Genomic DNA, 17,549 nt, shown 5'->3' with positions numbered 1-17,549 from the left:
CGTGTCAAGAACTGTTGTTACAGTTCGGTCCCCCAGCCGTTTCGATGAAAGGGCAACGCATGCCGGGCACGCCTTCCGCGCCGCGGATCGAACATCACCGCGAGCCCCGAGGCATCGGCGAGCCCGCTCCGCGCGTCTCGTGGACGACTACGGCGGAACCGCATTGGGATCAGCACGCATACCAACTCGAGGTCACGCGGAGCGGTACCGTCGAGGAGGTTCGCGTTGAAACGTCCCAACAGATCCTCGTCCCGTGGCCGTCCGCCCCGCTCGCGTCCCGGGAGCGGGCCACCGTGCGCGTCCGGGTCGCGGGCGCCGACGGTGTCTACGGCCCGTGGTCGGAGCCGACCGAACTCGAGGCCGGCCTGCTCGAGCCGGGCGACTGGGTGGCCGCGCCGGTGGGTGCGGCGTGGGACGAGGACCCGGACTCCGACGACCGGCGCCCCTCCCTGGTCCGACGCGAGTTCGAGGTGGGTGCCGGGCTGCGTTCGGCGCGCCTCTACGTGACGGCGCACGGCCTGTACGAGGTCGAGCTCAACGGACGGCGCGTGGGCGACGACGCCATGTCGCCCGGCTGGACCGTCTACGCCAAGCACCTGCGCTACTACACGTACGACGTGACGCCGCTGCTGCGGACGGGCGGCAACGCCATCGGGTCGTGGCTCGGCGACGGCTGGTACCGCGGCCGCCTGGGCTGGCGCGGCGGGTTCCGCAACCTCTTCGGCTCGGACCTGTCCCTGCTCGCCCAGCTCGAACTGCGCTACGACGACGGTCGGACCGAGACGGTGGCCACGGACGCGTCCTGGCGGGCCGCGCCGAGCCCGATCATCCGGACCGGGAACTACGACGGCGAGGACTACGACGCCCGGGAGGAGCAGCCCGGATGGTCGTCGCCCGGCTTCGACGACGCAACGTGGACCCCGGTCGCGGTGCACCGGCAGGATCCGGCGGTACTGCGGGCGCCCAGCGGCCCACCGGTGCGGTGCACGGAGGAGGTCGCGCCGGTCGCCGTGCTCACCGCCCCGAGCGGCGCGCGCATCCTCGACTTCGGGCAGAACCTCGTCGGCCGGCCCCGGATCCGGGTGCAGGGCCCGGCGGGCACGACGGTGCGCATCCGGACCGCCGAGGTGCTGCAGGAGGGGGAGCTGTACACCCGCCCGCTGCGCTCGGCCCGGTCCACGGAGAACTACACGCTGGCCGGGCGCGGGGCCGAGGAGTGGGAGCCGCGGTTCACGTTCCACGGCTTCCGCTACGCCGAAGTGTCCGGCTGGCCGGGCGACCTGGACGCCGCCGTCGACGCGGGCGACATCGTGGCCCGGGTCTACCACACCGATCTGGAGCGCACCGGCTGGTTCGCCTGCTCCGATCCGATGCTGGAGCAGCTGCACAGCAACGTCGTCTGGGGCATGCGGGGGAACTTTCTCGACATTCCCACCGACTGCCCCCAGCGCGACGAGCGCGTCGGCTGGACCGGTGACCTGCAGGTCTTCGCGCCGACGGCGGCGTTCCTCTACGACGTGTCCGGGATGCTGGGCGGCTGGCTGCAGGACGTGGCCCGCGAGCAGCTGCCCGACGGCACGATCCCGTGGTACGTGCCGGTGATCCCGTCGAAGTACATGTGGACGCCGATCCGGCCCGGCGCGGCCTGGGGCGACGTCGCGACACTGACGCCGCTGACGATGTTCGACCGCTACGGGGACCTGGCCTTCGTCGAGCGGCAGTTCGACAGCGCCCGGCGCTGGGTCGACCTCATCGACCGCCTCGCCGGCCCGGACCACCTGTGGAACGAGGGGTTCCAGCTCGGCGACTGGCTCGACCCGGCCGCGCCGCCCGAGGACCCGGCCGACGCGACGACGGACCGCTACCTCGTGGCCACCGCGTACTTCGCCGCCTCGGCCCGCGCCGCGGCCCGGATGGCCGAGCTGCTCGGCCGGGCCGACGACCGGGCGCACTACGCGGACCTGTTCGAGGCGGTCCGCAAGGCCTTCGCCGCCCAGTACGTGCGGCCGGACGGGCGGATGACCAGCGACGCCCAGACCGCCTACTCGCTCGCGCTGGCGTTCGACCTCGTCCCGGATGCGGCCGAGCGCGCGGCGGCGGCCGCCCGGCTGGCGGAGCTCGTCGCCCAGGCCGGCAACCGCATCGCGACCGGGTTCGTCGGCACGCCGCTCGTCAGCGACGCGCTGTCGGCCAACGGGCACCTGGACACCGCCTACGACCTGCTGCTCGAGCGGGAGTGCCCGTCCTGGCTCTACGCAGTCACCCAGGGCGCGACCACGGTGTGGGAGCGCTGGGACGCCCTGCTCCCCGACGGCACGGTCAACCCCGGCCAGATGACGTCGTTCAACCACTACGCCCTCGGGGCCGTGGCGGACTGGATGCACCGGGTCGTCGCCGGGCTCGCCGCGGCCGCGCCGGGCTACCGCGAGATCCTGTTCCGGCCCCGCCCGGGCGGCGGGCTGACGTCGGCCTCCGCGCGCCACATCACGCCGTATGGCGAGGCGGCCATCGCGTGGCGCCTGACGGCCGAGGGCATCGAGGTCGACACGACGGTGCCGACCGGCACCACGGCGGTCCTCGACCTGGACGGGGTACCGCCGCAACGCCTCGGCCCCGGCCGGCACCGGGCGACGGCGCCGCACCCGGCCGGAGCGGCCCGGTGATGCGCACCCCCGTCGTCGTGCGGGGCCTCGGCCTGGACGAGCGGGAGCGGCAGGAGCTGCGCGACGCCGCCGGCCCGGGGCTCGAGCTGCGCTTCCCGGCCGACGGCGAGCCCGTCGGCTTCGGCGACGTCGGCGCGGTCATCGGCCGGATCTCCGACGCCGAGCTGGCCGCCGCGCCGGCGCTGCGCTGGATCCACCTCTGGACGGCCGGGGCCGACTACGCCTTCACCCCCGGCCTGGCCGCCCGCCCCGACGTCACGCTGACCGCGTCGGTCGGCAACGGCGCGATCGGGCTGGCCGAGCACGCGGTCCTACTGCTCCTGCTGCTCGACCGGGGCGGCTGGCACTGGGCACGGGCGCAGCGGGAGCACCGCTGGGACCCGGCGATGCACGGCGAGCTGGCCGGCCGGACCCTCGGCCTGGTCGGGCTCGGCCACGCGGGCCGGCACCTCGCCGGGATCGCCCGGGGCCTGGGCCTGCGAGTCCTTGCGACCCGCCGCACGCCCGTCGAGACGCCCGAGGTCGACGCGCTGTACCCGCCGGAGCGGGTCGCGGAGATGCTCGCCGAGTGCGACGCCGTCGTCGTCACCGCGCCGCTCACGCCGCAGACCCGGGGCATGCTGGGCGAGGCCGAGTTCCGGGCGATGAAGCCGACCGCCTACTACGTGAACGTATCCCGCGGCGAGGTCGCCGACGAGTCGGCCCTCGAGCGGGCGCTGCTCGAGGGGTGGATCGCCGGCGCCGGCCTCGACGCCCACCACGTCGAGCCGCTCCCGGCCGGCAGCCCGTTGTGGGATCTGCCGAACGTCATCGTGACGCCGCACAACGGCTCGACGACCCGGCAGTCCCGGCGCCGGTCGTTCGACACGGCCGCCGAGAACCTGCGCCGCTTCGCCGCGGGCGCGCCGCTGGCCGCGATGGTGGACCGCGAAGCGGGCTATTGAACCGGTTCCCGTACGGTCGCACGGTCTGGTTCAAGCAAATCCGGAGCGTGTCCTGAGAGGGGGCCCGGGTGCCCGCAGAGTACGAAGCCAAGGTGCTCGACATCGATCCTGCCGCTACGGCTGAGTTGATCCGCTCGAAAGGCGGAGAGGCGGTCGGCGAACCAACGCTCCAACGGCGCTACGTATACGACATCGACCCTGCCGATCAGAGCAGGTGGGTCCGTCTGCGTGACAACGGCACGAAGACGACCCTCGCCGTCAAGGAGATCCGGCACGACGGCATCGACGGAACCAACGAGGTCGAGGTGACCGTCGACGACCTCGACGCGGCAAACGAACTGCTCGGCCTCCTGGGCTTCCGTCCGAAGTCCTACCAGGAGAACCGCCGCGCGAGCTTCGTCCTCCAGGGCGCACAGCTCGAGATCGACGAGTGGCCGATGATCCCACCGTACTTGGAGATCGAAGCAGCATCGCCCGAAGAAGTCCGACGTATCGCCGCCATCCTCGGCTACGACGAGCAAGATTTGACCAGCGAGAACACCACCAAGGTCTACAGGCGGTACGGCATCGAACTCGGCGATCATCGGCATGTCCGCTTCACATGACCGCCGGCAGAACGCTCAGGTGAGGCGGGCCCGGTCCGATTGGTGCGGTTGAAGTGCGCCGTCCGGGGGGAGCAGCAGCTGTGAGTATCGGGTCCGCATTCCGCAACGTGTCCGTCGCGTGGAAACTCCGCATCGTCGCGATCGTGGTGTGCGCGTTGCTGGCCGCCGTCGGCCTGATCGGGCTGTTCTACCTCGGCGGCAGCCAGGACCGCCTCAACGCGCTGTACCACCGCAACCTGCAGTCCGTGCAGATCCTCGACGACGTCGCGGGGGACTATCTGCAGGTCCGCTTCCAGGTCCGCGGCCTGGCCCTGGCCCAGGGCGACGCCGAGGCCGCGGCCGCCGAGCAGAAGGTCACCGACGCGGTCGCCGGGCTCAACCAGAGCTGGCAGGCGTACACGGCCAAGGACACCGACGCGGCCGCCAAGGCGGACCGCGCCGCGTTCGAGGCCGCCTGGTCGGAGTACCAGAAGGTGCTCAACGGCAAGTCGATCCCGGCCGCGCGGGCGAGCAACTACACGGAGTACAACCGGATCAGCCGCGAGGAGGTCGACCCGATCGCGCAGCGCCTGTCCACGGCGATCGGCAGCCTGGTCGAGCGGCAGAACGCCGCGGCGCAGGCCGCGCTGGACGAGTCCAAGCGCGACTACGGCACCGCCCGGCTGCTGCTGCTCGCGCTGACCCTGGTCGCCATCGTCGTCACGTTCGGCATGGTGACGGTGGTGGTCCGGGCCGTGTCCCGCCCGCTGCGCGAGACCGTCGCCGTGCTCACCGGGCTCGCGCAGGGCCGGCTCGACCAGCGTCTGGCGGTCAACAGCCAGGACGAGGTCGGCCGGATGGGTACCGCGCTCAACAGCGCCCTGGACCGGCTCTCCGAGACGGTCCGCACGGTCATCGACTCCACGCACCAGCTCGCCAACGCCTCCAACCAGATCAGCGGCGCGTCGCAGAGCCTGTCGCAGGCCGCGACCGAGCAGGCGGCCAGCGTCGAGGAGACCACCGCGAGCATGGAGCAGATGACCGCCAGCATCAGCCAGAACAGCGAGAACGCCACCACCACCGAGGGCATCGCCACGCAGGCCGCGACCGAGGCCGACCAGGGCGGCGACGCGGTGCAGCGCACCGTCGACGCGATGAAGCAGATCACCAGCAAGATCAGCATCATCGACGACATCGCGTTCCAGACCAACATGCTGGCGCTCAACGCCACGATCGAGGCGGCGCGGGCCGGCGAGCACGGCAAGGGTTTCGCGGTGGTGGCCACCGAGGTCGGCAAGCTCGCCGAGCGCAGCCAGGTCGCCGCGCAGGAGATCAGCCAGCTCGCGGCCGGCAGCGTGCAGACCGCCGAGCGGGCCGGCAGCCTGCTCGGCGAGATCATCCCGAGCATCACCCGGACGTCCGACCTGGTGCAGGAGATCGCGGCGGCCAGCAGCGAGCAGGCCACCGGCGTGCGCCAGATCAACATCGCGATGACCCAGATCGGCAAGGTCACCGAGCAGACCGCGTCGTCCAGCGAGGAGCTGGCCGCCACCGCCGAGCAGATGGCGGCGCAGACCCACCAGCTGCAAGACATGATGACGTTCTTCGTCACCGACCCGGGCCGGGCGGGGCGGGCCCCGGCGCTGCCCGCCTCCTACGAGCGCGGTGCGCACTACGCCGGCGGCGGCAACGGCCGGGCTCAGCGCCCGGCGCCCGCGCTGGTCCCGGCCGGGGCGAGCCGCTCGGCCGAGGACATGTCCGCCATCGACGAGAGCAAGTTCGACCGGTTCTGAGCACGCCGGTCGCGCGCGATGTACTGCGAGACCAGCGCGTCGATGTCGAGGATCAGCGCGATGCTGCCGTTGCCGAGGATCGTCGACCCGCCGACGCACCGCACGTCCTGGAAGAGTTTGCCGAGCGGCTTGATGACCGTCTGCGACTGGCCGAGGAGCTGGTCGACGACGAGCCCGGCACGCTGCCCGGCGTGCTCGATGACGACGACGCTCTGCCGGCGCGGCGGCTGCCCGCCGAGGCCGAACACCTCACGCAGCCGCACGAACGGCAGCGCCTGCTCGCGCAGGTCCATGAACTGCCGGCCGCTGGCCCCGGCCGGCAGTTCCACGCACTCGACGACCCGGTCCAGCGGGACGATGAAGTGCGTGTCGCCGGCGCAGACCAGGAACCCGTCGATGATCGCGAGGGTCAGCGGCAGCCGGATCTGCATCACCGTGCCGGCGCCGGGGGTGGTCTGCACGTCGATGCTGCCGCGCAGCGCGGTGACGGCGCCGCGGACGACGTCCATGCCGACGCCGCGGCCGGAGAGGTTGGACACGGTCTCGGCGGTGGAGAAGCCCGGCTCGAAGATGAGGGCGAAGACCTCCTGGTCGCTCAGCGTGTCGCCGCGCGCGACCAGGCCCCGCTCCACGGCCTTGGCGAGGATGCGCTCGCGGTCCAGCCCGCGGCCGTCGTCGGAGATCTCGATGACGATGCTGCCGGCGTCGTGCGACGCGTTGAGCGCCAGCCGGCCCCGGGGCGGCTTGCCGAGCCGCTCGCGCTCCGCGCGGGTCTCGATGCCGTGGTCGAGGGCGTTGCGCACCAGGTGCGTCAGCGGGTCGCCGATGCGCTCCACGAGCGCCTTGTCCATCTCCGCGTCGCCGCCGGTGATGACCAGGTCGACGTCCTTGCCGAGCTCGACGCACACGTCGCGGACCACCCGCTCGAAGCGGCGCAGCGTGGTGCCGATCGGCACCATCCGCAGCGACAGGGCGGTGTGGCGGACCTCCTCGACCAGCCGCAGGACGTGCGCCTGCTCCTCGGAGTGCCCGTCGACCAGCGCGACCCCGGACTGGGCGATCACCAGCTCCCCGACGAGGTCGATGAGCTTGTCCAGCCGGGAGGCGAACACCCGGATCGTCTGGGTGTCCTGCACCCGGCCCTCGGCGGTCTTGCGCTGCTTGCTCAGCGCCGCCTCGACCACCGGCCGCTGGACGATCTGCTCCTCGACCAGGATCTCGCCGAGCGGGCGGCCCGCCGACTCCCCCGCGTGCTGCTTGGCCAGCGCCGCGGCCAGCTCCCGGTCGGTGACGACCCCGCCGCGGCGCAGCAGGTCGCCGAGCCGGTCCTCCTCCTCCAGCGCCGCGATGAGCTCGGCGGCCTCGTCGGAGGGCAGGATGCGGATCGTGCTGTCGTCGCGGACGAACTCGAAGACGCTCTCGATGTCGGCCTTCGACGCGTCGCTCGTGAACTCCAGGTCGAAGCCGAGGTAGCACACCTCGGGGTCGGCCTCGTCGGCCCGTGGCAGGGCGTCGGTGCGGGTCACCAGGCGGGTGACGGTACCCATCCTGGCGAGGTACCGCACGAACGACAGCGGATCCATCCCGTTGCGCAGGCAGTCCGGCCCGAACTGGATGCTCAGCAGCCACGTGCGCGGCCCGGACGGCGGGGCCGGGGCCGGATGCGGCGGCGACACGGCGCCGGCCTGGAACGGCGCCAGCCCGGCGAGCAGCCGCGCGCTCACCTCCTGCTCGGCCGCGGTCGACTCCTGCCGGCCTTCGGCGACCCCGTCGACCAGGGCGGTGATGTGGTCCGCGCAGGGCAGCAGCGCGCTCACCAGCCCGGCGCTGACCTGCAGCCGGCCCTCGCGCAGCTCGTCGAGGACCGACTCGAGCACGTGGGTGAACGACACCAGGTGGTTCAGCCCGAACAGCCCGGCGGAGCCCTTCAGCGTGTGCATCGCGCGGAACAGCGCCCGGACCGCCTCCGGCCCGTCGGGCGCGGACTCGAGCTCCAGCAGCCCCTCCTCGAAGTCCTGCACCAGTTCGCGGGCCTCGGTGAGGAACGTGTCCAGGGCATCGCGGAAGTCGTCGTCGTTCATGCCGCCGCCTCCAGGTCCGGGGTCAGCCACGCCAGGGCCAGCACATCGCGTACGGCCGGGCTGTGCTCGGTCAGCCGCAGCCGCAGGTCCCGCCGCCGCGCCTCGTGCCGGGCCATCAGCAGCACCTGCAGCCCGGCGGTGTCCAGCTCGATCACGCCCGACAGCCCGATCTCCAGGTCCGGGCCACCGGTGAGGAAGCGCAGCAGCCGCTCGTGGTGCTCGGCCGCCGAGATGATGGTCAGCTCGCCCTCGATCTCCAGCCGGGCCGGCACCGGGCCGGTCACGGAGCAATCAGCTTCGACACGGCGGCGAGCATCTGCGCCGGCTGGAACGGCTTGGTGACCCACGCCTTCGCCCCGGCCGCCTGCGCCTGCCGCTTCTTCTCCTCCTGCGACTCGGTGGTCAGCATGATGATCGGCGTGAACCGGTGGTCGGGCTGCTTGCGGACCTCGCTGACGAGGGTGATGCCGTCCATGTTGGGCATGTTGACGTCCGAGATGATCAGGTGGACCCGCTTGCCGACGAGCTTGCGCAGCGCGTCCTGGCCGTCGACGGCATCGATGACCTCGTAGCCGGCGCCCTTCAGCGCGATCGTGACGACCTGTCGTACCGAGGCCGAGTCATCGACGATCAGAACGGTCTTGGACATGTGTGCCGCCTTCCTAGAAGAATGTGATCTCCGAGGTGGGCACCTCGGTCACCGCACCGGATCGGTGCGCCTGCAGCTCCCCCTGCATGGTGTACGTGCGCTCGAGCTCGGACAGGAGCGTCCGCGCCTGCGGCCCGGCGTCCGGAGCCTCGGCGACGTGGCGGGGCAGGCGCTTGATGTTGTCCTCCAGATGCTGCAGCACCTGGCCGACCCGGTCCTGGAACTGCAGGTTCACGATCGCGTCGGAGACCGACGAGCGGATCTCGACCGCCGCCCGCTCCAGCCGCTGCGAGGACTCCCGCGACCGGTTGACGACCTCCTGCAGGTCGTCGATGACCTCCTGGACGTCGTCGTTGGCCCGGGCCACCGCGACGCTCTCCCGCTCCGCGTCGCCCTCCGCACCGGCCAGGACCCCCGCGATGGCCGAGCCGATGCCGCCGACCTTCTCGGCCATCTGCTCCGACGTCTGCAGCGACCGGTCGGCCAGCCGCCGGACCTCCAGCGCCACGACGCCGAAGCCGGCGCCGGCCGCGCCGACCCGGGCCGCCTCGATCGAGGCGTTGAGGGCCAGCAGGTTCGTCTGGGCGGCGATCTGGGCCACGTCGGCGGTCATCTGCTTGAGCTCGTCGTTGAACCCGGCGAGCCCGGCCAGATCGTGCACGGCCTGGCGCTTGGCCCGCATCGCGTTGTCCAGGGTGTGCACGACGTTGCCGAGGCGCTCCCGGCCGCGGTCGAAGGACCCCGCGCCGCCGCCGTGCGGGCCGAGCGCGTCGGCCGAGGAGGCCAGGACCGCGTCGACGTTGTCGACGATCTGGCTGAACTGCTGGGTGACGGCGCCGATCCCGGACTCCATCTGCGCCCGCGACGACTCGATCTGGGCCGACCAGACCGGCGCCACCGCCTCGGCGAACTCGCCGACGCCGCGGCGGAACGCGTCCGGAGCCGTGCCGGGCGACGGCGGCGGTGCCGGGCGGCGACGGCCGGCCGCGAAGCCGATCCCCAGGCCCACCAGCAGGGCCACGATGACGTACAAGACCTCAGCCATGGTTACGGATCACCTCTGCAATCGCGGGAAGCGGCACCTCGCGCTCGACGGCGCCGATCGCCACGGCCTCCTTCGGCATGCCGTGCACGACACAGGTTGCCTCGTCCTGGGCGACGGTCGCGGCGCCGGCGCGGCGCATCTCCAGCAGGCCGCGGGCGCCGTCGTCGCCCATACCGGTCATGATCACGCCCAGCGCGTCCGGGCCCGCCGCCTTGGCCACCGAGCGGAACAGCACGTCGACGGACGGGCGGTGCCGGTTGACCGGCGGGCCGTCGAAGACCCGCACCCGGTAGCCGGCCAGCGGGTCGCTCAGCAGCTCCAGGTGCCGGCCGCCTGGCGCGACGAGCACCAGGCCGTCACGGACCCGGTCGCCGTCGACGGCCTCGCGCACCTCGACCGCGCACAGCGCGTTCATCCGTTCGGCGAACGCGGCGGTGAACTTCTCCGGCATGTGCTGCACGACGACGACGGCCGGCGGGCGGGCCGGCAGCGCGGTGAGGACGCGTTCGAGCGCCTGGGTGCCGCCGGTGGACGTGCCGATCGCCACGATCCGCCGCTCCGCCCGGTGGGGCGTGCGGGCCGGGTCCACGGGGCGGGCCGCCGGACGCTGCGGGCGCCGCGCCGTGCCCGCCGCCGCGGCGCGCACGGCCGGCACGATGTGGCCGCTGTCGTCCTCGAGGTACCGCTTCAGACCGCTCGCCGGCTTGGCGACGGCGGCGACCGCGCCCGCGGCGAGCGCCTCCAGCCCGGCCCGGGCGCCCGGGCCGACGAGCGAGGAGCACACCACGATCGGCGTCGGCCGGGTCGACATCACCTGCTTGACGAACGCCACGCCGTCCATGCCCGGCATCTCGATGTCCGTCACGATCACGTCCGGCCAGATGCGCTGCATCAGGGTCATGGCGCGCAGCGGGTCGGAGGCCGCGCCGATGACCTCGATGCCCGGCGCCGCGCCGAGCACGGCCGACAGCACCTGGCGCACGACGGCCGAGTCGTCCACGATGAGCGTGCGGATGCTCACGACGCCACGTCCAGCTCGAAGCGCTCGTTGCGGCGCACCCATACGTCGCCGGTGGCCAGGTCGAAGCGCAGGAACCGCGCCCCGCCGCCGCCGACGTCCCCCGTCGGGGCCGCGAAGCCGTGCCGGTCCAGCAGCGTCAGCCCGGCCGCCACGTTGGCGCCGGCTACCCGGCCCTCGGTCAGCTGCGCGCCGCCGCCGAAGATTTTCGTCCGGTACTGCGCGGGCCCCGTCCCGGTCCGCGCCAGCTCGCGCAGGAACAGCTCGAACGCCCCGTCGGCGTAGCGGCCGTCGCCCGGCGTGTCCGGGCCGCGGCGGCGGCTGGGCAGCATGAAGTGGCACATGCCGCCGATGCGCCGCCGCGGGTGCCACAGGCAGACGGCCACGCACGAGCCCAGCAGCGTCGAGATGCTGGTTCCGGCGTGCGCGAAGTGGAACCCGCCCGGGTACAGGAACACGTCGTCAGTCACGGGTGCCCGCCGGGAGCCGGTAGATCGACGGGCGGATCATCCGCAGCCGCGACGGGATGCCGTTGAGCGTCTCGGACAGGCTCACGACGAGGTGGCCTTCGGGGTAGAGCATCTTCTGCAGCCGCGCGACCAGCGCCACCTTCGTCGGCTGGTCGAAGTAGATCATGACGTTGCGCAGCATGATGACGTCGAACAGGCCCAGGTCGCTCAGGTCGTCGAGCAGGTTGGCGTGCCGGAACGCGACCCGCTCCCGAAGCGTCGAGCCGGCCGCCATCAGCCCGGAGTACTCGTCGCGGCCCTTGAGCCAGTACCGGCGCAGCAGCTCCAGCGGGATCCGCCCGGCCGACTCCAGCGGGTAGAGCCCGCGGCGCGCCCCGGTCACGATCCGGGTCGAGATGTCGGTGCCGAGGATCTCCCAGCCGCCGGACGGGGGCCGCTCCAGCAGGACCATCGCGGCCGTGTACGCCTCCTCGCCGCTGGAGCTGGCCGCGCTCCACAGCCGGAACATGCGCCCCGGCCGGTGCGCGGGCACGATCTCGTCGCGCAGGTAGTCGAAGTGCTGCGGCTCGCGGAAGAACGACGTCTCGTTGGTGGTGAGCAGGTCGATCGCCTGCCGCAGCTCGCGGCCGTCGGGGGCGTGCAGCAGCCGGACGTACTCGTCGTAGCCGCCGACCCCCAGCTGCCGCAGCCGCTTGCTGAGCCGCCCCATGACGAGCGTCTCCTTGCCGGGCTGGAGCCGGATGCCGGTACGCTGCTGCAGGAGCGCACTGATCGCCGCGAAGTCGGCGCCGGTGATCTCCGGTGGCGCCTCCAGCGACCCCGTCACGGGCCGTCGTCCGGCGCCTCGCGGCCGGCCCGGGACAGCGCGGCGAACTCGGCCGGCGACAGGACCCGCTCCAGCTCGAGCACGATGATGAAGTCGTTCTCGCGGCGGGCCATGCCGCTGATGAACTCGGGCTGGATGCCGGTGCCGAACGTCGGCGGCGGCTCGACGTCGCCGGGGCCGAACCCGACGACCTTGTTCACCATGTCGACGAGGATCCCGACGTCCTGGCCGTCGGTGCCGCCGGCGTCACCGCTGCGCACGATGATGATGCTGGTGCGCCGGGCGACGGCCGTGGCACCCTGGCCGAACCGGATGCCCAGGTCGACGACGGGCACCGCCCGTCCGCGCAGGTTGATCACCCCGCGCACGAAGTCGGGCGCCATCGGCACCGCGGTCAGCGTCCGGTACTCGATGATCTCGATGACGTGGAAGATGTCCAGCGCGTATGCCTCGCCGTGCAGCGTGAACGTCAGGTATCGCCCGGCCTCGAGACCGCCGGGGTGCTCCGCGTCCTCTGTGGCGGTATGGGTGACACTCACCGGCCTGCCCGTTCTGTGCGAAACGATCCCGTCCTTCCGGCTGATCGGCGCGCCGGGGCCGGTCTGTAGCGTTTCTGGCACCGCGAAGCGTCGCGGCGGCGCATCGGCCGAGGACGTGACGCGTCAGCCGTGCTCGTCGACGTCGAGCGGCTGGTCCTCCGTGCTCGCGCGGGTGAGCCGGTGAGCGAGCGCTCGAATGTGGTCCTTGAGTTCGGGTGGGTCGAGCACCTGGAAGTCGATGCCCTTGAGCGCCACGTAGAGGGCGATTCTGTCGAGTGAGTCGCCGCCCGCGTAGAAGAGGCAGCTGCCGGCGTCGTGAGGTTCGAGACGGCCGGCGGTCGGTGACGTGTGTTCGGCGACGGCGTCGAGTGGTGCGTGGAACAGGATGGTCGCCCGGTACCGGTATGGGGCAGCGGTGAGAGCGTTGGAGACGTAGGTGTGCACTCCCTCGGCGGGTTCGGGCCGGGGTGTGAAGCGCGGGCCGGGTTGCGGGGCGCGGTCGATGCGGTCGACGCGGAAGGTGCGCCAGTCGTCGCGGTCGAGGTCGAAGGCGAACAGGTACCAGCGCCGGCCGGTGTGGACCAGGCGGTACGGCTCGACGCGGCGAGTCTGTTGCTGGTAGCCGAAGCGGATGCCTTCGCGGGCGCGGCATGCGGCTGCCAGCGCGGTGAGCAGATCGGGGTCCACGGTGGGGCCTGGGCCGGTCAGCGGCAGGATGGCCGACTGCATCGCGCCCACGCGGTGGCGCAGCCGGGAGGGCAGGACCTGTTCGAGCTTGGCGAGGGCGCGCAGTGAGGTCTCCTCGATCCCGGCGACCGTGCCGGTGGCGGCGGCGCGCAGGCCGACGGCCACGGCGACGGCCTCGTCGTCGTCGAGCAGCAGGGGCGGCAGCGCGGCGCCGACGCCGAGCCGGTAGCCGCCGGTCGTGCCGGTGGCGGACTCGACGGGGTACCCGAGGTCGCGGAGCCGGTCGACGTCGCGGCGCACGGTGCGGGTGGTGACGCCGAGGCGCTCGGCCAGCTCGGCACCGGGCCAGTCGCGGCGAGACTGCAGCAGCGACAGCAGCCGCAGCAACCGTGCCGAGGTCTCCAGCATTCGCGTCCAATCCGGTCTCGGCTTGAGGACCGAAACTGTCCTCAAGGGTTTCTAGCCTGGCTCCTGCCGGGGCCGCCCGGTACCTCGAAACCCAAGGAGAGCTTCATGATTCTCGTCACTGGCGCGACCGGAAACGTTGGCCGCCACGTGCTCACCCTGCTCACCGCCGGCGGCCACGAGGTGCGCGCCCTGTCCCGGTCCCCGCAGGCGGCGGCGTGGCCGGTCGAGATCGACGTCGTGGCCGGTGACCTGACCGACCCCGCGGCGCTGGCCGAGGCGCTGGCGGGCGTCGAGTCGGTCTTCCTGTTCGCCGTGCCGGGCAGCGGGCCCTCGTTCGTCGCCGCCGCCCGGCGGGCCGGGGTACGCCGAGTTGTGCTGCTGTCCTCCGGCGGAGTCGACGACGACGCGGAGGTCCAGGACGGGCCGATCGCCACCTACCACGCCGAGATCGAGCAGGCCCTGCGCGACTCCGGCCTGGCGTGGACCTTCCTACGCCCGGATGTGTTCGCCGCGAACACCTTGATGTGGGCCGGGCAGACGAAGGCCGGTGACGTGATCCGCGGGGCCTACGCCGAGGCGGCGTCCGCGCCGGTACACGAGGCGGACATCGCCGCGGTCGCGGTGGCCGCCCTCACCGAGGACGGACACGCCGGCCAGGTCTACCGGCTGACCGGGCCCCAGTCGCTCACACACGCCGACCAGGCCGCCATCCTCGGCCAGGCGCTCGGTCGGCCCATCCGCTACGAGGAACTCCCCGCCGAGGCGATACGCCAGATGATGAGCGCCCACGTGCCGGCCCCGATCCTGGACAACATCCTCGCCACCTGGGCCTCCGCCACGGGCCGTACCGCACCCACCACCGCCGACATCGAGAAGCTCACCGGTCGTCCCGCGCGCAGCTACCACGACTGGGTCCTCGACCACGCCGCCGCGTTCTGATCGATGTTGAGGAGTAGCCGAGCAATGACCCGCGTGTACCTGGAAAAGGGCCGTACGAAAATCGTCGCTTGCGCGCTGGACTGGCCCGGGTGGGCGCGCATCGGCACCACCGAGGACCGCGCCATGGCCGAGCTGACCGCCTACACCGACCGGTACCGGCTCATCACCGCCGATGCCGGGCTGTCCTTCGACCCCGGCCCGGTCGAGATCGTCGAGACGGTGACCGGCGTCAACACCACCGACTGGGGCGCGCCCGGCGTACCCGTCGCCGAGGACAGCCGGCCTTACAGCATCGCGGCGGCGCACCGTACCGCCGCGATCCTGCGGGCCGCATGGCGGGCCCTCGACGACCTTGCCGAAACCGCTCCGCACACCCTCCGCAAGGGCCCTCGCGGCGGCGGACGCGACCGGGACGAGATCGTCACCCACGTCGTGGACAACGATCGTGCGTACGCCCGCAAGATCGGCATCCGGCACCGGCCGTTCGGGCCCCAGGACCGGACTGCCCTGGCCGCGCTGCGGGCCGCGGTCCTCGAGGCACTGGGCAACCCGGCCGACGGTGTGCCGCTCACCGGCAGCGGCTGGCCACCGGCTTATGCCGCCCGCCGCTTCGCCTGGCACGTCCTCGATCATGTCTGGGAGATCCAGGACAAGTCCTGACCGGCACCGTTTCCATTGGCGAGATCACACGAATGGGAGTAGGCGTTGAGGACAGGACCTGTCCGCAGTGTTCGTCAGGCTAGCTCCATGACAGCGATCACCGAGTTCCGTATCGACATCCCCCAGATCGACCTCGACGATCTGCGCGAGCGTCTCACCCGCACACGGTGGGGCGGGCAACTGCCGGGCCCGGCGTGGGAGCGCGGCGTGCCGGTCGGCTACCTGCAGGAACTGGCCGAGCACTGGGCCACGAAGTACGACTGGCGCACGCACGAGGCCGAGCTCAACGTCCACCCGCAGTACGTCACCGGCATCGACGGGCAGCGGCTGCACTTCGTACACGTGAAAGCCGCCGAACCCGGCGCGCTGCCGCTGCTGCTGGCGCACGGATGGCCCGGCTCGATCGTGGAGTTCCTCGACGTCATCGGCCCGCTGACCGACCCACGGGCACACGGTGGCGATCCGGCCGACGCGTTCGATGTGGTGATCCCGTCGCTGCCCGGATTCGGGTTCTCCGGACCGCTGTCCGGGCCGGGCTGGGACAGCCGGCGGATCGCGACCGCGTTCGCCGAGCTGATGCACCGGCTCGGCTACGAGCGGTACGGCGCGCAGGGTGGCGACTTCGGCGCGTTCGTGGCGCCGGACCTCGGCCGGGTCGATCCGCAGCACGTGGTCGGCGTGCACGTCAACGCCGCCACGATGGGCTTCATCCCGTTCGGCGAGATCAGCGAGGCCGAGCTGGCCGAGCTCACCGACGCGGAACGGGCGCGCGCGGCGCGGATGAAGGCGTTCCTGGGCGAGGGCAACGGATACTTCCAGATCCAGGCAACCCGTCCGCAGACCCTCGCCCACGCGCTGCTCGACTCGCCGGTCGGGCAATTGGCCTGGATCGTCGAGAAGTTCAAGGAATGGACCCACGGCAACCTGCCCGAGGAATCGGTCGACCGGGACCGGATGCTCACCAACGTCATGCTGTACTGGCTGACCGGCACGGCCGGCTCCGCCGCGAACCTCTACTACGAAAGCATGCACACCCAGAGCTGGCCCACCCCCAGCGAGGTACCCACCGGCGTCGCCGTGTTCGCCGAGGACATCGCCATCCGCCGATACGCCGAGCGCGGCAACACCATCGTGCACTGGTCGGAGTTCGACCGGGGCGGGCACTTCGCCGCCATGGAGGCACCCGACCTGCTCGTGCAGGACGTGCGCACCTTCTTCCGCCGCTTCCGCTGACCCGCAGGTGCGTGCGGACGCGCCCAACGGCCCGCCCGCACGCGCCACCGTCTGACGTTTGCCCCGGCCGCCGCGGGAAACAGCAGTGCCGATGGGCGACATCAAGGTAGGCACGGCATCGTGGACCGACCGGACGCTGCTGGAGTCGGGCTGGTACCCGCCGTCGGCCACGACCGCGCAGGAGCGGCTGGCCTACTATGCGCGGCAGTTTCCCCTGGTCGAGGTCGACGCGACCTACTACGCCCCGCCGAACGCGGAGACCACCCGCCTCTGGGCCGCCCGGACCCCGCCCGGCTTCACGTTCAACATCAAGGCCTTCAGCCTGCTGACCGGCCATCCGACGAAGGTGAGCGCGCTCCCCCGCGACCTGCGCCCCGACACGGACAAGCCGAACGTCTACCCGCGGGACCTGCCGCCCGCCGCCGTCGACGAGGTCTGGGCGCGCTTCCTGTCCGCCCTCGACCCGCTGACCGGCAAGATCGGCTCGGTACTGTTCCAGTTCCCGCCGTGGTTCACGATCCGCCGCGACAACAAGCAAACCCTGCTCGAGGCGGCCGCCCGCTGCAAGCCCCTGCGCGCCGCCGTCGAGTTCCGCCACGCGTCGTGGTTCGACGGCGACAACGAGCGCGAGACGCTCGACTTCCTGCGCGCGCACGACCTGCCGTACGTGGTGGTCGACATGCCTCAGGGCCACCGCTCGTCGATCCCCCCGGTCGTCGAGGCCACCTCCGACCTGGCGGTCGTGCGCTTCCACGGGCACAGCGAGCGCTGGACGAGCAAGGACATCCACGAGAAGTTCGGCTACCTGTACTCAGACGCGGAGCTGTCGGCGTGGGCCCCGCGCCTGCAGACCCTGGCCGCGAGCACCGCCGAGACCCACGTGCTGATGAACAACTGCTATCGGGACTTCGCCCAGCGCAACGCGGCGGAGCTAAAAAGCCTTCTGAGCAGCCATGATGACTCGTGATCTGCTCGCCTGGCGGGTAGTACAGCGCTTCTAGTTCTGTTAA

17 protein-coding genes are annotated in these 17,549 nt (G+C 72.1%); 8 read left to right on the top strand and 9 right to left on the bottom strand.

Annotation, left to right across the window (positions count from 1 at the left end; all coding sequences use genetic code 11):
* Positions 1 to 44: 44 nt before the first annotated feature.
* The 4 genes from ABT369_RS05500 (at position 45) to ABT369_RS05485 (ending at position 5,984) form a co-directional block, all read left to right on the top strand.
* The gene (locus ABT369_RS05500; protein WP_502891707.1) at positions 45 to 2,663 is read left to right on the top strand and encodes a family 78 glycoside hydrolase catalytic domain; all 2,619 of its coding nucleotides are present in this window, start codon (positions 45 to 47) and stop codon (positions 2,661 to 2,663) included.
* Complete coding sequence (locus ABT369_RS05495) at positions 2,663 to 3,607, top strand: D-2-hydroxyacid dehydrogenase (RefSeq protein ID WP_350610691.1); 945 nt, start codon at positions 2,663 to 2,665, stop codon at positions 3,605 to 3,607. Before ABT369_RS05500 ends, ABT369_RS05495 begins: the two co-directional genes overlap by 1 nt.
* A 68-nt stretch (positions 3,608 to 3,675) precedes the next feature.
* A complete protein-coding gene (locus ABT369_RS05490) occupies positions 3,676 to 4,212 on the top strand; it encodes a class IV adenylate cyclase (RefSeq protein WP_350610474.1) in 537 nt (178 codons plus the stop codon).
* A gap of 80 nt (positions 4,213 to 4,292) precedes the next feature.
* A complete protein-coding gene (locus ABT369_RS05485) occupies positions 4,293 to 5,984 on the top strand; it encodes a methyl-accepting chemotaxis protein (protein WP_350610473.1) in 1,692 nt (563 codons plus the stop codon).
* On the opposite strand, the gene ABT369_RS05480 is transcribed toward ABT369_RS05485, so the two are convergent.
* From ABT369_RS05480 to ABT369_RS05440, 9 genes are all read right to left on the bottom strand, one after another.
* Positions 5,891 to 8,065: a chemotaxis protein CheA gene (locus ABT369_RS05480; RefSeq protein ID WP_350610472.1), complete on the bottom strand. Its 2,175-nt coding sequence runs from the start codon at positions 8,063 to 8,065 to the stop codon at positions 5,891 to 5,893. The genes ABT369_RS05485 and ABT369_RS05480 overlap by 94 nt on opposite strands.
* Positions 8,062 to 8,349: an STAS domain-containing protein gene (locus tag ABT369_RS05475; RefSeq protein ID WP_350610471.1), complete on the bottom strand. Its 288-nt coding sequence runs from the start codon at positions 8,347 to 8,349 to the stop codon at positions 8,062 to 8,064. The genes ABT369_RS05480 and ABT369_RS05475 overlap by 4 nt, the downstream gene beginning before the upstream one ends.
* Positions 8,346 to 8,714, bottom strand: a complete 369-nt coding sequence (locus ABT369_RS05470) for a response regulator (protein WP_350610470.1) — start codon at positions 8,712 to 8,714, stop codon at positions 8,346 to 8,348. Before ABT369_RS05470 ends, ABT369_RS05475 begins: the two co-directional genes overlap by 4 nt.
* 13 nt (positions 8,715 to 8,727) lie before the next feature.
* A complete protein-coding gene (locus ABT369_RS05465; RefSeq protein ID WP_350610469.1) occupies positions 8,728 to 9,759 on the bottom strand; it encodes a methyl-accepting chemotaxis protein in 1,032 nt (343 codons plus the stop codon).
* On the bottom strand, positions 9,752 to 10,780 hold the full coding sequence (locus ABT369_RS05460) for a protein-glutamate methylesterase/protein-glutamine glutaminase (RefSeq protein WP_350610468.1): 1,029 nt from the start codon (positions 10,778 to 10,780) through the stop codon (positions 9,752 to 9,754). The genes ABT369_RS05465 and ABT369_RS05460 overlap by 8 nt, the downstream gene beginning before the upstream one ends.
* Entirely contained in the window at positions 10,777 to 11,247 is a 471-nt protein-coding gene (locus ABT369_RS05455) for a chemotaxis protein CheD (RefSeq protein WP_350610467.1), read from the bottom strand. Before ABT369_RS05455 ends, ABT369_RS05460 begins: the two co-directional genes overlap by 4 nt.
* Complete coding sequence (locus tag ABT369_RS05450) at positions 11,240 to 12,073, bottom strand: CheR family methyltransferase (protein WP_350610466.1); 834 nt, start codon at positions 12,071 to 12,073, stop codon at positions 11,240 to 11,242. Before ABT369_RS05450 ends, ABT369_RS05455 begins: the two co-directional genes overlap by 8 nt.
* Positions 12,070 to 12,612: a chemotaxis protein CheW gene (locus ABT369_RS05445; RefSeq protein ID WP_350610465.1), complete on the bottom strand. Its 543-nt coding sequence runs from the start codon at positions 12,610 to 12,612 to the stop codon at positions 12,070 to 12,072. Before ABT369_RS05445 ends, ABT369_RS05450 begins: the two co-directional genes overlap by 4 nt.
* A gap of 123 nt (positions 12,613 to 12,735) precedes the next feature.
* Positions 12,736 to 13,707, bottom strand: a complete 972-nt coding sequence (locus ABT369_RS05440; protein ID WP_350610464.1) for a helix-turn-helix transcriptional regulator — start codon at positions 13,705 to 13,707, stop codon at positions 12,736 to 12,738.
* A 105-nt stretch (positions 13,708 to 13,812) separates the two neighbouring features.
* On the opposite strand from ABT369_RS05440, the gene ABT369_RS05435 reads away from it, so the two are divergent.
* The 4 genes from ABT369_RS05435 (at position 13,813) to ABT369_RS05420 (ending at position 17,506) form a co-directional block, all read left to right on the top strand.
* Positions 13,813 to 14,646 carry an NAD(P)H-binding protein gene (locus ABT369_RS05435; protein ID WP_350610463.1) on the top strand — a complete coding sequence of 278 codons (834 nt, stop codon included), beginning with the start codon at positions 13,813 to 13,815 and terminating at the stop codon, positions 14,644 to 14,646.
* Between the two features lie 24 nt (positions 14,647 to 14,670).
* Positions 14,671 to 15,306 (top strand): hypothetical protein, encoded by a 636-nt coding sequence (locus tag ABT369_RS05430; RefSeq protein ID WP_350610462.1) that lies wholly within the window; start codon positions 14,671 to 14,673, stop codon positions 15,304 to 15,306.
* Between the two features lie 87 nt (positions 15,307 to 15,393).
* Positions 15,394 to 16,539, top strand: coding sequence for an epoxide hydrolase family protein (locus ABT369_RS05425; RefSeq protein WP_350610461.1), 1,146 nt, complete (start codon positions 15,394 to 15,396; stop codon positions 16,537 to 16,539).
* A gap of 91 nt (positions 16,540 to 16,630) precedes the next feature.
* Complete coding sequence (locus ABT369_RS05420; protein ID WP_350610460.1) at positions 16,631 to 17,506, top strand: DUF72 domain-containing protein; 876 nt, start codon at positions 16,631 to 16,633, stop codon at positions 17,504 to 17,506.
* Positions 17,507 to 17,549: the final 43 nt, after the last annotated feature.

It is taken from the genome of Dactylosporangium sp. NPDC000244, from assembly GCF_040300725.1.
Classification (GTDB): Bacteria; Actinomycetota; Actinomycetes; order Mycobacteriales; family Micromonosporaceae; genus Dactylosporangium.
This window is presented reverse-complemented; position numbering and strand designations above follow the sequence as displayed.

What these genes read in the sequence shown, in the direction of transcription:
- ABT369_RS05480 (WP_350610472.1), bottom strand. Translation starts at nt 8,065, where the DNA reads ATGAACGACGACGACTTCCGCGATGCCCTGGACACGTTCCTCACCGAG.
- ABT369_RS05430 (WP_350610462.1), top strand. Translation starts at nt 14,671, where the DNA reads ATGACCCGCGTGTACCTGGAAAAGGGCCGTACGAAAATCGTCGCTTGC.
- ABT369_RS05440 (WP_350610464.1), bottom strand. Translation starts at nt 13,707, where the DNA reads ATGCTGGAGACCTCGGCACGGTTGCTGCGGCTGCTGTCGCTGCTGCAG.
- ABT369_RS05500 (WP_502891707.1), top strand. Translation starts at nt 45, where the DNA reads ATGAAAGGGCAACGCATGCCGGGCACGCCTTCCGCGCCGCGGATCGAA.
- ABT369_RS05465 (WP_350610469.1), bottom strand. Translation starts at nt 9,759, where the DNA reads ATGGCTGAGGTCTTGTACGTCATCGTGGCCCTGCTGGTGGGCCTGGGG.
- ABT369_RS05495 (WP_350610691.1), top strand. Translation starts at nt 2,663, where the DNA reads ATGCGCACCCCCGTCGTCGTGCGGGGCCTCGGCCTGGACGAGCGGGAG.
- ABT369_RS05425 (WP_350610461.1), top strand. Translation starts at nt 15,394, where the DNA reads ATGACAGCGATCACCGAGTTCCGTATCGACATCCCCCAGATCGACCTC.
- ABT369_RS05420 (WP_350610460.1), top strand. Translation starts at nt 16,631, where the DNA reads ATGGGCGACATCAAGGTAGGCACGGCATCGTGGACCGACCGGACGCTG.
- ABT369_RS05435 (WP_350610463.1), top strand. Translation starts at nt 13,813, where the DNA reads ATGATTCTCGTCACTGGCGCGACCGGAAACGTTGGCCGCCACGTGCTC.
- ABT369_RS05470 (WP_350610470.1), bottom strand. Translation starts at nt 8,714, where the DNA reads ATGTCCAAGACCGTTCTGATCGTCGATGACTCGGCCTCGGTACGACAG.